Source organism: Sphaerisporangium sp. NPDC088356, assembly GCF_040685555.1.
In the GTDB taxonomy this organism is placed as follows: domain Bacteria; phylum Actinomycetota; class Actinomycetes; order Streptosporangiales; family Streptosporangiaceae; genus Sphaerisporangium.
Window position 1 is genome coordinate 59,694 of the sequence record NZ_JBFBIK010000011.1, and the last position, 14,798, is coordinate 74,491.

Below are 14,798 nucleotides of genomic sequence, written 5' to 3' on the forward strand. Positions count from 1 at the left end.
GCCGGGGTTCTCAGAACGTGAGCGGTGGAAGCTCGGTGCGGGTGGGGAGGCCCTGCCAGGGGCTGGCGCTCGCCACCGCGAAGGCGGCCAGCGCGCACCCGCGGCGCAGCCGGTCGGTCGGGTGCAACTCCTCCAGGAGCCCGCTGAGATACCCGGCGGCGAACGCGCCTCCGGCTCCCACAGGGTCCACGACGGTCACGGGGGCCGCCTGCGCGTCGTACCGCATGCCGTTGATCGTCGCGCTCGCGCCCTTGGCGCCCCGGGTGACCACGAGCTCGCGGATCGTTCCAATCACCGGCTCGATGAGCTGCAGCTCATCTTGATTGGCGAACAGGACGTCGGCTCCCGTCGCCAGCTCGTTGAGGGCCTCGACGGCCTCCTGGCGGTCGATCCAGAGCTGCGGCCGGTAGTTGACGTCGACCGAGACGGCCGTGCCGGAGTCTCTGGCGAGCTTGATCGCGTGGTGGGCGGCGCTCCAGGCGGTGCCGCTCAGCGCCGGGGTGATGCCGGTGATGTGCAGGACCTTGGCGGACTGCAGGGCCCGCGGGGGGACGTCGCCCGGCCCGAGCCTGGACCCGGCCGACCCGCCGCGGTAATGGACGACGTGACCGACCCGGCCGATGCGCCGCTGCCTGATCGCCAGACCGGTGGGCGCGCCGGGGTCGGACTGCACGTGGGAGACGTCGACCCCCTCGCCACGCAGCACCGTGACGACCCGGGCGCCCAGCTCGTCGGCGCCGACCCGCCCCAGCCAGGTCACGGTGTGACCCAGCCGGGCGAGTCCGACGGCGGCGGTCAGCTCGGCTCCGGCGACGTCGAGACGTACGTCGGTGTCGTGGCGGAGACGGTCGGCGGAGACGACGCCCAGCGCCTCTCCAAGCGTGAAGACCTCGGTCATGTCAGGATCTTTCGTGCCATGCGGGAGCGCCTACCTGCCGCTGATGGCCGAAAGCATGGCAGAGACCGATGTCACTCACAATGTGATGACCACTTCGGCATCTCATGCGGCGTGGCCGCCGGTTCCCGAAGGCTCAGCCGCCGAAGGCTTCGACGGCGGCCTGACAGAAGGCCTTGAGGTCGTCGGGCTTGCGGCTGGTGATGAGCGTGTTCGGGCCGTTCGTGCAGATCATCACTTCCTGGTCGACCCAGGACGCTCCCGCGTTGTGCAGGTCGGTCTTGAGGCTGGGCCAGGAGGTCATCGCGCGGTCTCCCACGACGCCCGCCTCGATGAGCGTCCACGGCGCGTGGCAGATCGCCGCCACCGGCTTGCCGGCGTCGAAGAACGCGCCCGCGAACCGCACGGCGTTCTCGTTGAGCCGCAGGTTGTCGGGGTTGGCGACGCCGCCGGGCAGCACGAGGCCGTCGAAGTCGTCGGCGCTCACCTCCTCGACGGTGGCGTCGATGTCGAACGAGTCCGCCTTGTCGAGGTGGTTGAAGGCCTGCGCCTTGCCGTGCCGGGTGGAGATCAGCCGGGGGGTTCCTCCGGCCTGCTCCACCGCCTTCCACGGCTCGGTGAGCTCGATCTGCTCGATCCCCTCTGGGGCCACCAGAAAGGCGATCGTCTTGCCCTGAAGCATGTTGACTCCTTCTGAGCTGCGTTTCCTTCCTCGCTAGCCCGTGCCCGGCATTTTCCGGTGTATGCGCCGGAGCCTTCGGAGCCTCACATCTCCTTGAGGAGCGTCTCCAGGAACCGCCTCGACTCGGCGACCGTGGAGGCCTCGACGCACAGGCGGTCCATGACCTTCATGTACGGGTCGGTCTCCTCGCGCTTGTCGAGGTACAGGGCGCTGGTGAGCTGCTCCATGTAGACGACGTCGGGGATCTCGCGCTCGTCGAACCGCAGGATGGTGAACGGCCCGCCCGCCGCCGCGTGCCCGCCCTGGCCGAACGGGACGACCTGGAGGGTGATGGTGGGCGACGCGGTCAGCTCAAGGAGACGCTCGACCTGCGCGCGCATGACCTTCGAGCCGCCGAGCGGGCGCCGGAGCGCCGCCTCGTCCAGCAGGCCCCAGAACCTCGGGCCGTCCGAGGAGGTGAGGCGCTGCTGCCGGGCCATCCTCAGCGAGATGCGGCGGTCGATCTCGTCCTTGGGCGCGTCCGAGTGGCCGAGCACGATGACCGCGCGGGCGTAGTCCTCCGTCTGCGTGAGACCGGGGACGAACTGGATCTCGTACGTGCGGATGACCGAGGCGGCCTCCTCCAGCCCGACGTAGAGCTCGAACCACGTGGGGAGCAGGTCGCTGTACTTGTGCCACCAGCCCGGCGCGTTGGCCTGCTCGGCGAGCCTGAGGAACGTGGCGCGCTCGGCCGACTCGCCCACGCCGTACATGGTGAGCAGGTCGGCGACGTCGCGGGTCTTGAAGCCGACCCGGCCGAGCTCCAGACGGCTGATCTTGGCGTGGGAGGCGCGGATGGCGTCACCCGCCTGCTCGCGCGTGATGCCCTTGGCCGTGCGCAGCCGGCGTAGCTGGGAGCCGAGGAGGATGCGGAGGGCGGTGGGACCGCCTCGTGAGGGGGCGGCGGTATGACCGTCAGCGGATTCGTCAGAGCCCAGCGCCGAGATCATGCGAGCTCCCAGGAAGCCTCGGATGAATGGGCCGACAGTGTCTCATCCCGGGGCGCCGCCCGTATACCGCGTCTCACCCCGTGGGTCTTCTGGCACGGGTCCCGAAGGACCCCTGATTTAAGTGAATGTCACAGTTCCGTGGGAAAAGAGCAATCTGCACGTGCATCTGTTCTTGCATCCGTACGGCACGTGAAGAAAGATTGACTGTCCCACGTCATGTCCCGACCGCGTGAACGGCCCAAACGTAGTGAGGACCTTGATGACCGCACACCACCTGGCACGCCGGCAATCCGTTGTACGGGGCGAGGCTCCCTGGTGGCTGCTATCCGCTATGGAGGGCAACCTCTGGGAGCCGGTCGCGGAGCTGCGGGCCCTCGGGGGGCATACGAGCACGTCGGTCAAGACGGCACGGGACTTCACAGTAGCGACCCTGAACAACTGGGGGCTCGACGAGCTGACCTGCGACGCCCGCCTGGTCGTCTCCGAGCTGGTCAGCAACGCCGTGCGGCACGCCGGGGAGCCGACCAGGCTCCGCCTGCTCCACCGCGCGTCCCACGTGGTGTGCGCCGTCTCCGACCCCGAGGACCGGCCGCCGGTCGTCACGGAGGCCGACTACTTCGCCGAGAGCGGCCGTGGCCTGTGGCTGGTCGAGAGCCTGAGCTGCTCGTGGGGCTGGCGGCTCCAGGAGGGGCACGGAAAGCTGGTGTGGGCCGCCTTCACCGCTCCCTTCGCGATCGGCCGCGACCGCACCTCCGCCTGAAGCAGGCTCGCCGGGGCGTCCGACCTGCCCCGGCCTGCGCCGAGGTCAGTCGCGCCGCAGGGCCAGCGCGCCGATCCTCAGCCCGGCCTGCCGTACGGCCTTGACCAGGTCGTGCTCGCGGCCCGCCGGTCCACTGGCCAGCACGGCGTAGCCGACGGCGCGGGCTCCGACCAGCACGCCCACATCGGTCCGGACGCCGGTGTCGGTGCCGGTCTTGTTCGCCGCCCACACGGTGCCGGGCGGCGCCGCCGAGGGGACGTCGCGGTCCTCCGGCTCGTGGGGGAGAAGGGCGGGCACCAGGCTCCGGTCGGTGTTGTGCGCCATCCAGCCCAGCAGCAGCGGCTTCCACGGCGCGTCGTCACCCCGCGCGTCGTCACCCCGCGCGTCGTCACCCCGCGCGTCGTCACCCCGCGCGTCCGTTCCCCGGCCGGCTGCGAGCAGGAGGGTGGCGAACCCGGACAGCTCGGCGGCCGTGCCCACGGCGAACGCGGGCGGGTGCTCCGGCAGGCGGGGCTCGCGGATCAGGTCGAGGATGCGGGTGCGGGCGAACCCGAGATCGCCGGCCCTCTCGTTGACCCGGTCGAGCCCGAGCCGCCGCAGCAGCGCGTTGGTCGCCGTGTTGTCGCTCACCGCCGCCGTGAGCAGGGCGAGATCGGCCACGGTCCACCGGCGGGCCGACAGGCCGCCCAGCAGGCCCGACCCGCCCCTGTAGTCGCCGTCCAGCAGCGTCACCGGCTCGGCGGGGTCGAGCGACCCCGAGGCGACGCTCCTGGCCACCTCGGCGAGCAGCAGGAGCTTCCCGGCGCTGGCCAGCGGCAGCTCGACGTCCTCGTTCAGGGCGAGCAGGCCGGGCACGCAGACGGCGAGCGTCCCCGGGCACTCGTCTCCCAGGGATTCGAGGTCGATCATGTGGTGAGCACCGTTCCCGGGCGGGCGGTGGTCCGGGTGCCATCCCTGACCACGATCTGCCCGCCGACGATCACGGCGCCGATCCCGGCGGGAGGCAGGAGCGGCTCGCCGAAGGTGGCGCGGTCGGCCACTGTCGCGGTGTCGAATACTACGAGGTCGGCGTGGGCGCCGTCACGGGTCTCCGCCTCTACCCCTGAGCCTTGCCCAAAGCGGTCAGCGGTGGTCGAGTCCGCCGGGACGTTCCAGGTCGCGGCCCTGCTCGACGGCGAGGCGGGTCAGCTCGACGCGGGAGGCGATCCCCAGCTTGCGGAAGATCTGGCGCAGGTGGAACGCCACCGTGTGCACGCTGATGAACATCTGGTCGGCGACCTGGCGGTTGGTCCATCCCTGGGTGACCAGGAGCGAGACCGCGCACTCGGTGTCGGTCAGGCTGGCCCAGCCGGAGATCGGCCGCTCCGCGGTCGCCCAGTGCCGGTGGCGTACGCCCATCCTGCGCAGTCTGCGGCGCAGGCGGGCGGCGTCCCTGGTCGACCCGATCTCCTCGTAGCCGGAGAGCGCCTGGTCAAGGCTGCGGACGGCCTCCTGGCGGTCGCCGGACGAGGCCAGGACCACGCCGAGGTCCTCGGCGGCCGAGGCGCGCGCCCACGCGTCCGTCCCCTCCTTGGCGGCCAGGCCCAGCGCTTCGGCGTCTCCTTCGAGCAGCCCGCGGGCGTGCGTGGCGGCGGCGCGGAGCGTACGGAAGCCCGGGTTGCCGCCCGCGAGGCTCTCGGCGGCCGTGACCGCGAGCTCGGCACTGGCGCGGTCGCCCGCGGCGAGGGCGACGCGGACCAGCCAGGGGGCGCAGGCCGGGTCGCCCACGAGGACCTGGCACTGCTCACGAAGCTCGGGATACAGGTGCCCGACCAGCTTCATCGCGTCCACGGGGCCGTCGCGCGCCTCCGCGACCTGGGCGGTGAGCATCGCGCACCGCACGGGAGTGGTGGCGGCGGCGTGGCGGGACAGCCGGTCGCGGTCGGCCTCCATGTGCTGGGCGGCCGTACGCAGGTCCCCTCGCCGCAGCGCCACGGTGCCGAGCACGGACGCCGCCAGCGAGCTGAACAGGTGCGTGCCGAGGGTTCCCGCCAAATCGAGACCCACCTGGGCCTCCGCCACGGAGTCGTCCAGCCGCCCGGCCACCAGTTCCACGCGCGCGCGGAGCACGGCGGGGGCGGAGGCCCAGGCGCTGTGGCCGAGGGTTTCCACCTCTTCCCTGGCCTCCCTGACGACGATCTCCGCCTCGTCGAGCACGCGGATGTCGGTCAGCATCGACGCCAGCGCCAGCCGTGGGTGGGCGCGGCGTACCGCCACCGAGCCGCCCTGCGCCCGGCGCACGGCGTCGCGGACCAGCCGGAGCCCGTCGCCGAGCCGGCCGGAGTTCCACCGGATCATCCCGAGGACCACCATGGCGCCGACGACCACCGCCTCCCCGTGGCGCTCGGGGGCCGTCAGGACCGCCTCGGCCTCCTCCTCCGCCCGCCGGTCGCCGGGCAGGCCGGCGAGGCCGTACAGCAGGGCGAGCGTGGCGCGGTCGCGCAGGTGGCCGTACAGGCCGGGCTCGGCGAGCGCGGCCTCCGCCTCCGCGACGGCCTCCGCGGCCTGGCCGCTCATGAACAGGATGCCCGAGAGCGCGCAGCGCAGCTCGGCGGCGGCCGGAGGGGACACCGGCCGGGCCAGCGTCGAGCGCACGAGCCGCTCGGCGTCGTCGAGGCGTCCCGCCTCCGTGGTGGCCTCGATGGCGGTGACGACTCGGGCGAACCTGCCCGGGTCGGAGAGGTCGCTCAGCTCGACCGCCTGTACGGCGAGATCCGCGGCGGCGCACGGCGAGCACGCCAGGACCTCGGTGACGGCCTGGTCGAGGCCGACCAGGGTACGCGCGTCGCCGGGCCGGGTGCCCTCGATCAGATGGCCGGCGGCACGCATCGGCGAACCGCCACGGTCCAGGAGGATCTTGCCGATCTGGTGGTGCAGCGCGTGGCGCACGGGAGGGGGCAGGGCGGCGACGACGGCCTGCCAGACCAGCTCGTGCCGGAACTCCAGCGCGTCCTGCGTTGTCACGAGGATCCCCGCGTCCATGGCCTCCTCGAAGGCGGGGAGCAGCCCGGCCGGGGGCGTCCCGACCAGCTCGGCCGCGTCCTCGGGCGAGAAGGACCGGCCGAGGACGGCGGCCGCCTCGACGAGGTGCCGCGTGTCACGGTCGAGGCCGTCGAGCAGGTGCCGGACCAGGGCGTGCACCCGTTCGGGGGTCTTCGCCGGGAGCAGCCGGGTCCGGCCTCCCGCGACCTCGACGGCGCCCTCTTCGCGCAGGCCGGAAAGAAGCTCGGTGAGCAGGAAAGGGTTGCCTCCGGCGCCCGCGGCGAGGGCGAGCAGGTCCGGTTGCGGCACGGCGCCGAGGACGTCGGCGGCCACCTCGGCCACGATGTCGTCGGGGAGCGGCCCGAGCTCGACACGGATGGCTCCGTGTTTCTCCAGGCAGCAGAACAGGCGTTCCGCCTCGTCGCTGCGCGCCTTGCGGGGTCCGGACGCACCTCTCGCTCCCGGCGTCCAGGAGGTTCCCGAGGTCCAGGACGGCCCGGGAAGGCTCAGGGCCGACGACGCGCCCGTCACGGTGCAGCGGACCAGCAGCCACACGACCGGTTCGGCGATCAGCTCCCAGTGGAGTGTCCGCAGCGCCGCGAGCGTGGCGGGATCGGCCCACTGGAGATCGTCCAGGCCGACCAGCACGGGACGGGTGGCCGTGCAGCTCTTCAGCCGCACCCGCAGTTGCTCCACCAGTTGGATGCGGGGGTCCAGCTCCTCATTGCGGCGGGCATGGGCGGGCGGCTCGTCCAGGGCCATGAACAGCGGGGCCAGGGGGATGAACTCCTCCAGCTCCTCCGCCCCGCCGATCACCGGAAGGAACCCCTGCCGGGAGGCATGGGAGGCGGCTTCGGCGAGGAACAGGCTCTTGCCCGTCCCGGGCTCGCCCTCGACGAGCAACGTGCCCCCTCGGCCGTCTCCGGCCGCCCTCAGCAGATGGATGAAGGTGTGCCATTCGGGCTCGCGTCCACGCATGTCTCCCCCCATGACGGGGTTCCGTCCTCGGCGGGGGTCCTTCGACCTGCCGGGTGAGCGACCCCGCTCAGCCGGTGGCGTCCGCCCTCCACGCCGGCTCACCAGCCTCCAACCACAGTACACATGGCCAGGGAACGGCTTCTCGAACGGGGCGGCATCCTCAATTCGGCTGGCCACGGGGGTCTTCGGCTCGCCTCCTTCTCGTCCCGCGATCGGGATCTCGCCGGTTACCGGCCCCGCCGGGCGCGAGCGCCTGGCGGGGGGACCCCAACGACTAGCAGGTTGGAGGATGTGGGGCCCCTCTCCGCTGACAAGGGTCAGGGGTGTGGACGTACGCGCCATGGCACGCGGTGCCGGGGGTGTGGGCGCATCCCCGTGCCAGCGTGCACGCCGCTAGGGGAGGTAGAAATGGCGAAGGCAGTCGGGATCGATCTCGGCACGACCAACTCCGTCATCGCGACAACGGAAGATGGCCAGCCGGTCGTCATCCCCAACGCCGAAGGGCAGCGGACGACGCCTTCGGTGGTCGCGTTCACGGACACGGGTGAACGCCTGGTAGGCCAGCTCGCCCGGCGGCAGGCCATCCTCAATCCCAAGGGCACGATCTATTCCGTCAAGCGTTTCATCGGGCGCCGCTACGACGAGGTCCAGAGCGAGATACACGCCGTGTCCTTCGACGTCGTACCCGGGCCCGACAACGCGGTGCGGTTCAAGGTCAAGGACAAGTTGTACGCGCCGGAGGAGATCTCGGCCCTGATCCTGCGCAAGCTGGTCGGCGACGCGGCGAAGTTCCTGGGAGAGAAGATCACTGAGGCGGTCATCACGGTGCCCGCCTACTTCAACGACGCCCAGCGCCATGCCACCAGGGACGCCGGCAAGATCGCGGGCCTGGAGGTCATGCGGATCATCAACGAGCCGACCGCCGCCGCCCTCGCCTACGGCCTGGACAAGAAGGGCAGCGAGACGGTCCTGGTCTTCGACCTCGGCGGCGGCACCTTCGACGTCAGCATCCTCGACATCGGCGAGGGCGTGATCGAGGTCCGTTCCACCGCGGGCGACACCCACCTGGGCGGCGACGACTTCGACCGCCGGATCGTCGATTACCTGGCGGACGAGTTCCAGAAGCAGGAGGGCATCGACCTGCGGCGGGACCCGCAGGCCCTCCAGCGGCTGTTCGAGGCCGCGGAGAAGGCCAAGGTGGAGCTCTCGTCGGTCACCCAGACCACCATCAGCCTGCCGTTCATCACCGCGGACGCCAACGGGCCTAAGCACCTGAACACCACCCTCATGCGCTCCACGTTCGAGGAGATCACCCACGACCTCATCGAGCGCACCATGGGCCCGGTCAAGCAGGCCATGGAGGACGCCAAGCTGACGGCCGACGACCTCGACGAGGTCATCCTGGTCGGCGGTTCCACGCGCATCCCGGCCGTCCAGGCCCTGGTGCGCCGCCTCACCGGCGGCAAGGAACCGAACATGACGGTCAACCCGGACGAGGTCGTGGCCGACGGTGCCGCGATCCAGGCCGGAGTCCTGAAGGGCGAGGTCAAGGACGTCCTCCTGCTCGACGTCACGCCCCTGTCGCTCGGCATCGAGACGCTGGGCGGCGTGATGACCAAGGTCCTCGACCGGAACACGACCATCCCGGCACGCCGTACGGAGACGTTCAGCACCGCCGAGGACAACCAGAGCGCCGTGGACGTGGTGGTCCTCCAGGGCGAGCGCGAGCGCGCGGCGGACAACCGGGCACTCGGCCGGTTCCGGTTGGAGAACATCCGCCCGGCGCCCCGCGGAGCGCCCCAGGTCGAGGTCACCTTCGACGTCGACGCCAACGGCATCCTCAACGTCACCGCCAAGGACAAGGACACCGACGCCGAGCAGCGCATCACGATCAGCGAGAGCTCCAACCTCGACAAGGGCGAGATCGACCGGATGGTCCAGGACGCCGAGCAGCACCGCAGCGAGGACGCCAGGGTCCGCGAGGCGATCGACGCCAGGAACGAGCTGGACTCGGTGGCCTACCAGGTGGAACGCCGCCTGGCCGAGCTCGGGGACACGGTCCCCGTGCACGAGAAGGCACGCGCCGAGCAACTCATCGCCGACGCACGCCAGGCGATCAAGGAGGAGGCGCCCGTCGAGCGGCTGCGCGACCTCAGCTCGGAGCTGCAGCAGGTCTACCACAGCCTCAGCGCCGTCCAGGCGCCGCAGGGTGAGGCCCAGGGCGCGGAGGCGGGAACCGCCGGGGCGTCCGCCCAGCAGGGTCCGTCCAGCGGTGGTGACGACGACGTCATCGACGCCGAGTTCACCACATCGGACTGACATGACCGGCCACCACGACGAGACGCCTCCGGGCGCGGGCCCTCCCGGCGGGGGCTGGACACCGGCAAGCCCGTCCGCCGCGGGCAGGGACGCGGGCCTCGGTGCCGACGCGCCCGGCACGGACGCGGGCCTCGGTGCCGACACGCCCGGTACGGACGCGCCCTCCGCCGTCGCGGAGATGGACGCGAAGATCGCCGAGCTGGAGGACCGCTGGCTGAGGTCGGCCGCCGAGCTGGACAACCTGCGCAAGCGCATAGCCAGGGACGCCGAGCGCATCCGCGACGAGGAGCGTACCCGGGTGGTGAGGGAATGGCTGCCGATCGTCGACAACCTGGACCTCGCCCTCAGGCACGCCGACGCCGACCCGAACGCCGTCATCCAGGGGGTACGCGCGGTACGGGACCAGGCCGTGGCGCTGCTCGCCCGGCTGGGGTTTCCGCGCGACGACGAGGTAGGCGGGCAATTCGACCCCAGCCGCCACGAGGCCGTGAGCACGGTGGCGGACCCGGACACCGCGCCGGGGACGGTGGTCGAGGTCGTACGGCCCGGCTACGGGGATGGTGAGCGGCAGCTCCGCCCGGCGGCGGCGGTCGTCTCCACGAAGCCGCAGTGAGGCGGGGCGATGGCTGCGCGCGATCACTACGAGGTCCTGGGAGTGCCGAGGACGGCGAGCCAGGACGAGATCCAGCGTTCCTACCGCAAGCTCGCCCGCACCTACCACCCCGACGTGAACAAGGATCCCGGCGCCGAGGAGAAGTTCAAGGACCTCTCCGAGGCCTATGACGTGCTGTCCGATCCCGACAAGCGGCGGCGGTACGACGCGTTCGGCGCCGACTGGCGCTCGGTGCCGGAGGACATCGATCCGGAGGCCTGGTCCAGGTCCCGGGCGAGGGCCGGAGCCGGGGCGGGCGCGGGCTGGGGCGGTGGCGGAGGCTTCGGACGCGCGGGCGGCCGGCGTACGTCCGGGCAGGGCCAGGGATTCCGGTTCACCTCCGACGAGGGCATGGACGTCGACCTGGAAGACCTCCTCGGGGGCATGTTCGGCGGAGGGGCCCGAGGAGGGCCACGGGGAGGCGGGCGGCGCTGGGGACCGGTCCCGGGCGCCGACCAGGAAGCCGAGATCACCCTCACGGTCGACGACGCCTACCACGGCGGGCGCCGCACGATCACCATCCAGGGGCCAGAGGGGCCGCGCACCCTCCAGGTCACGATCCCTCCCGGGGTCACGGACGGCCAGCGCATCAGGCTGGCAGGTCAGGGCGGCCACGGCGCCGACGGCGGGCGGGCGGGGGACCTGTACCTGGTGGTCAGGATCTCCGATCCCCGCTACCGCGTCGAAGGGCGCGACATCTACGTGCCGCTGCCGCTGGCCCCGTGGGAGGGGGCGCTCGGCGCGACCGTCGCGTTGGACACGCCCGGAGGCGAGGCCAAGCTGAAGGTGCCGCAGGGCACGTCCACCGGCCGCCGGCTGCGCCTGCGCGGGCGCGGGCTGCCGAATCCGAGGGGCAAGCCCGGTGACCTGTACGCCGAGGCGCAGATCATGGTGCCGCCCAGCCTGACCGACGAGGAGCGGAACCTGTTCGAGCGGCTGGCGGCGGTCTCCGACTTCAACCCGAGGAGGACGACGCGATGAGCTCTCGCGGAGCAGGGCGCCGCGAATCCGCGCGCAGCAGTGGAGTCCCGCAAGTACGCGACCAAAGCCGACGGCGCGGTGACAGCGCGCAGAGGTCCGTGACGACGGCTCTCGTGCGGATGCCCGGCATCAGCCTGGAGTCGTTCGCGCGCGCCGGAGGACTCCACCCCGACCAGGTGCGCCGGCTGGTCACCCTCGGGCTCCTCGACCCCGTGGCCGACGCCCGGGACGACATGAGGTTCCCGCCCTCGCAGCTCATCCTGCTGGGCCGGATCGAGCGCCTGCACGCCGGCCTCGCGCTCAACTACGCGTCGCTCGGCTTGGTGATCGACCTGCTCGACCGCATCGCGGAGCTGGAGTCGGCTCTGCGGACCCGCTCACGACCTACGGGAGTCTCATCGTGGACCCGAACCGACTGACCCAGAAATCGCAGGAAGCCCTGCACGACGCGCAGACCAAGGCCATCCGGTACGGGCACACCGAGGTCGACGGCGAGCATCTGCTGCTGGCGCTGCTCGAACAGCCCGATGGGCTTGTACCCCGCCTGCTGTCCGCGGCCGGCGGCGACCCCGACAAGCTACGCCTGGAGCTGGAGGCCGAGCTGGAACGGCGTCCCAGGGTGAGCGGCCCCGGCGCCTCTCCCGGGCAGGTCTACGTCACCCAGCGCCTTTCCCGCGTGCTCGACCTCGCCGAGCAGGAGGCCAAGCGGCTCAAGGACGAGTACGTCTCGGTCGAGCACCTGCTGCTCGCGCTCGTGGACGAGGGTACGGAGACCGCGGCCGGCCGCCTGCTCCAGGGCCACGGCATGACCCATGAACGGCTGCTGGAGGTGCTCACCCAGATCCGCGGCAACCAGCGCGTGACCTCCGCCAACCCCGAGGTCGCCTACGAGGCCCTGGAGAAGTACGGGCGCGACCTGGTGGCCGCCGCCCAGGCCGGCAAGCTGGACCCCGTCATCGGACGTGACGCCGAGATCCGCAGGGTCATCCAGATCCTGTCCCGCAAGTCCAAGAACAACCCCGTGCTCATCGGCGACCCCGGAGTCGGCAAGACCGCGATCGTCGAGGGCCTGGCCCAGCGCATCACCAGGGGCGACGTCCCCGAGGGGCTGAAGGACAAGACCATCTTCAGCCTCGACATGGGCTCCCTGATCGCCGGCGCCAAGTACAGGGGCGAGTTCGAGGAGCGGCTGAAGGCGGTCCTCACCGAGGTGAAGGCCTCGGAAGGACGGATCCTCCTGTTCATCGACGAGGTGCACAACGTCGTCGGCGCGGGCGCCACCGAGGGTGCCATGGACGCCGGCAACATGCTCAAGCCGATGCTGGCCCGCGGCGAGCTCCACCTGATCGGCGCCACCACGATCGCCGAGTACCGCAAGTACATCGAGAAGGACGCGGCCCTGGAGCGCCGCTTCCAGCCGGTGTTCGTGGACGAGCCGTCCGTCGAGGACACCATCTCGATCCTGCGCGGCCTGCGTGAGCGGCTGGAGGTGTTCCACGGCGTGAAGATCCAGGACAGCGCGATCGTCGCCGCCGTGGTCCTCAGCCACCGCTACATCTCCGACCGCTTCCTGCCCGACAAGGCGATCGACCTGGTGGACGAGGCCTGCGCGATGCTGCGCACCGAGATCGACTCGATGCCCGCCGAGCTGGACGAGCTCACGCGCCGGGTGATGCGGCTGGAGATCGAGGAGGCCGCCCTCGCCAAGGAGGACGATCCCGCGAGCCGGCAGCGGCTCGAAGCGCTTCGCAAGGAGCTGGCCGACCTGCGGGCCGAGGCCGACGCCATGCGCGCCCAGTGGGAGGCCGAGCGTCACGCGCTGAAGAAGGTGCAGCAGCTCCGCCAGGAGATCGAGGCCGTGCGGCGCGAGGCCGAGCAGGCCGAGCGCATGTACGACCTGAACCGCGCCGCCGAGCTGATGCACGGCAAGCTCCCCGAGCTGGAGCGGAAGCTGCACGCCGCCGAGGAGCAGCTCGAGTCCAAGCAGGGCGGCCACCGCCTGCTCCGCGAGGTCGTCACCGAGGACGAGATCGCGTCGATCGTGTCCAGGTGGACGGGCATCCCCGTCAGCCGCCTCAAGGAGGGCGAGCGGGAGAAGCTGCTGCGGCTCGACGAGATCCTGCACGAGCGGGTCATCGGCCAGGACGAGGCGGTGCAGGCGGTGGCGGACGCGATCATCCGCGCCCGCTCGGGCATCAAGGACCCCCGCCGGCCGATCGGGTCGTTCATCTTCCTCGGCCCGACGGGCGTCGGCAAGACGGAGCTGGCCAAGGCACTGGCCGAGGCGCTCTTCGACACCGAGGAGAACATGGTCCGCGTCGACATGAGCGAGTACCAGGAGCGCCACACGGTCAGCCGGCTGGTCGGCGCGCCTCCCGGATACGTCGGCTTCGAGGAGGGCGGCCAGCTCACCGAGGCGGTGCGGCGCAAGCCGTACTCGGTCGTGCTCTTCGACGAGATCGAGAAGGCGCACACGGACGTGTTCAACATCCTGCTCCAGGTGCTCGACGACGGGCGCCTCACCGACGCGCAGGGCCGCACGGTCGACTTCCGCAACACCGTGATCATCATGACGTCGAACATCGGGTCGCACTACCTGCTCGACAGCGTGACCCCCGAGGGGGAGATCGATCCGGAGGCGCGCGAGCTGGTCATGGGAGAGCTGCGCTCGCGCTTCCGCCCCGAGTTCCTCAACCGGATCGACGACACGGTGCTGTTCAAGCCGCTGACCCTGCCGGAGATCGAGCAGGTCGTGTCGCTGATGTTCAACGACATCAGGGCCCGGCTCGCCGACCGCCAGATGACGCTCGAAGTCACAGAGCCCGCGCTCCGCTTCATCGCCGAGCAGGGCTTCGACCCGGTCTACGGCGCCCGCCCGCTGCGGCGGTTCATCGCCCGCGAGGTCGAGACCCGCATCGGTCGCGCCCTGATCGCGGGGGACGTCCGTGACGGCGCGGTCATCCGCGTGGACCTGGTCGGCGACCATCTCACGGTCTCGTACGAGAACCGGGCCGGTCAGGAAGCGGCCTAGGGATCCATGTAGTCGTCTGAAGTGAGGGAGGCCCCGGCGGATGTCCACCTCGACAATCGTGAAATGCCCAAACTGCGGGCACAAGAACCGTGTGCCCGCGGCGGCCGACGGGATCCCGCGCTGCGGCAACTGCCACGAGCCGCTGCCCTGGATCACCGAGGCGGGGGACGACGACTTCAAACAGGTCGTCGAGGCCGCGTCCATCCCGGTCATCATCGATTTCTGGGCCGAATGGTGCGGTCCTTGCCGAATGGTGACTCCGGCGCTGGAACAGCTGGCGGGTGACCTCGCGGGCAGGGTCAAACTCGTGAAGGTGAACGTCGACCAGGCGCCCAAGCTGGCCGAGCGGTTCGGCATCCAGGCCATCCCCATGCTGATGATCATGAACAAGGGCCAGGTCGTGGCCCAGCGCGCGGGCGCCGCGCCCGGCCCCGTGCTGCGCGCGTGGACGGAGGAGGCCCTCGGCACGAGCTGAACGCCGGGCCGACCA

Annotated in this window: 13 protein-coding genes; 7 read left to right on the forward strand and 6 right to left on the reverse strand. The window is 71.3% G+C overall.

Annotated features, from left to right (window positions below):
* Positions 1-10: 10 nt before the first annotated feature.
* The 3 genes from AB0O34_RS07000 to AB0O34_RS07010 all read right to left on the reverse strand — a co-directional run bounded on the left by AB0O34_RS07000 (position 11) and on the right by AB0O34_RS07010 (position 2,566).
* Positions 11-898, reverse strand: a complete 888-nt coding sequence (locus tag AB0O34_RS07000; protein WP_363913500.1) for a sugar kinase — start codon at positions 896-898, stop codon at positions 11-13.
* A 133-nt stretch (positions 899-1,031) separates the two neighbouring features.
* A complete protein-coding gene (locus AB0O34_RS07005) occupies positions 1,032-1,577 on the reverse strand; it encodes a type 1 glutamine amidotransferase domain-containing protein (RefSeq protein WP_363913502.1) in 546 nt (181 codons plus the stop codon).
* 83 nt (positions 1,578-1,660) lie between these two features.
* Complete coding sequence (locus AB0O34_RS07010) at positions 1,661-2,566, reverse strand: helix-turn-helix transcriptional regulator (RefSeq protein ID WP_363913504.1); 906 nt, start codon at positions 2,564-2,566, stop codon at positions 1,661-1,663.
* Between the two features lie 259 nt (positions 2,567-2,825).
* Between AB0O34_RS07010 and AB0O34_RS07015 the strand changes: the two genes are divergently transcribed.
* Positions 2,826-3,326, forward strand: coding sequence for an ATP-binding protein (locus AB0O34_RS07015; RefSeq protein WP_363913506.1), 501 nt, complete (start codon positions 2,826-2,828; stop codon positions 3,324-3,326).
* A gap of 45 nt (positions 3,327-3,371) precedes the next feature.
* Here AB0O34_RS07015 and AB0O34_RS07020 read toward each other — a convergent pair whose 3' ends face one another.
* From AB0O34_RS07020 to AB0O34_RS07030, 3 genes are all read right to left on the reverse strand, one after another.
* Complete coding sequence (locus tag AB0O34_RS07020) at positions 3,372-4,235, reverse strand: serine hydrolase (RefSeq protein ID WP_363913508.1); 864 nt, start codon at positions 4,233-4,235, stop codon at positions 3,372-3,374.
* Complete coding sequence (locus tag AB0O34_RS07025) at positions 4,232-4,366, reverse strand: hypothetical protein (RefSeq protein WP_363913510.1); 135 nt, start codon at positions 4,364-4,366, stop codon at positions 4,232-4,234. Before AB0O34_RS07025 ends, AB0O34_RS07020 begins: the two co-directional genes overlap by 4 nt.
* 82 nt (positions 4,367-4,448) lie before the next feature.
* The gene (locus tag AB0O34_RS07030; protein WP_363913512.1) at positions 4,449-7,325 is read right to left on the reverse strand and encodes an AAA family ATPase; all 2,877 of its coding nucleotides are present in this window, start codon (positions 7,323-7,325) and stop codon (positions 4,449-4,451) included.
* A gap of 408 nt (positions 7,326-7,733) precedes the next feature.
* Between AB0O34_RS07030 and dnaK the strand changes: the two genes are divergently transcribed.
* The 6 genes from dnaK (at position 7,734) to trxA (ending at position 14,783) form a co-directional block, all read left to right on the forward strand.
* Complete coding sequence (dnaK, locus tag AB0O34_RS07035; protein ID WP_363913514.1) at positions 7,734-9,644, forward strand: molecular chaperone DnaK; 1,911 nt, start codon at positions 7,734-7,736, stop codon at positions 9,642-9,644.
* A gap of 1 nt (position 9,645) precedes the next feature.
* A complete protein-coding gene (locus AB0O34_RS07040; RefSeq protein ID WP_363913516.1) occupies positions 9,646-10,257 on the forward strand; it encodes a nucleotide exchange factor GrpE in 612 nt (203 codons plus the stop codon).
* Between the two features lie 9 nt (positions 10,258-10,266).
* Entirely contained in the window at positions 10,267-11,277 is a 1,011-nt protein-coding gene (locus AB0O34_RS07045) for a DnaJ C-terminal domain-containing protein (protein WP_363913518.1), read from the forward strand.
* 98 nt (positions 11,278-11,375) lie between these two features.
* Positions 11,376-11,696: a chaperone modulator CbpM gene (locus AB0O34_RS07050; protein WP_363913520.1), complete on the forward strand. Its 321-nt coding sequence runs from the start codon at positions 11,376-11,378 to the stop codon at positions 11,694-11,696.
* On the forward strand, positions 11,678-14,308 hold the full coding sequence (gene clpB, locus AB0O34_RS07055) for an ATP-dependent chaperone ClpB (RefSeq protein ID WP_363913522.1): 2,631 nt from the start codon (positions 11,678-11,680) through the stop codon (positions 14,306-14,308). The genes AB0O34_RS07050 and clpB overlap by 19 nt, the downstream gene beginning before the upstream one ends.
* Positions 14,309-14,348: 40 nt before the next feature.
* Entirely contained in the window at positions 14,349-14,783 is a 435-nt protein-coding gene (gene trxA, locus AB0O34_RS07060) for a thioredoxin (protein WP_363913524.1), read from the forward strand.
* The last annotated feature ends 15 nt before the right edge of the window (positions 14,784-14,798 follow it).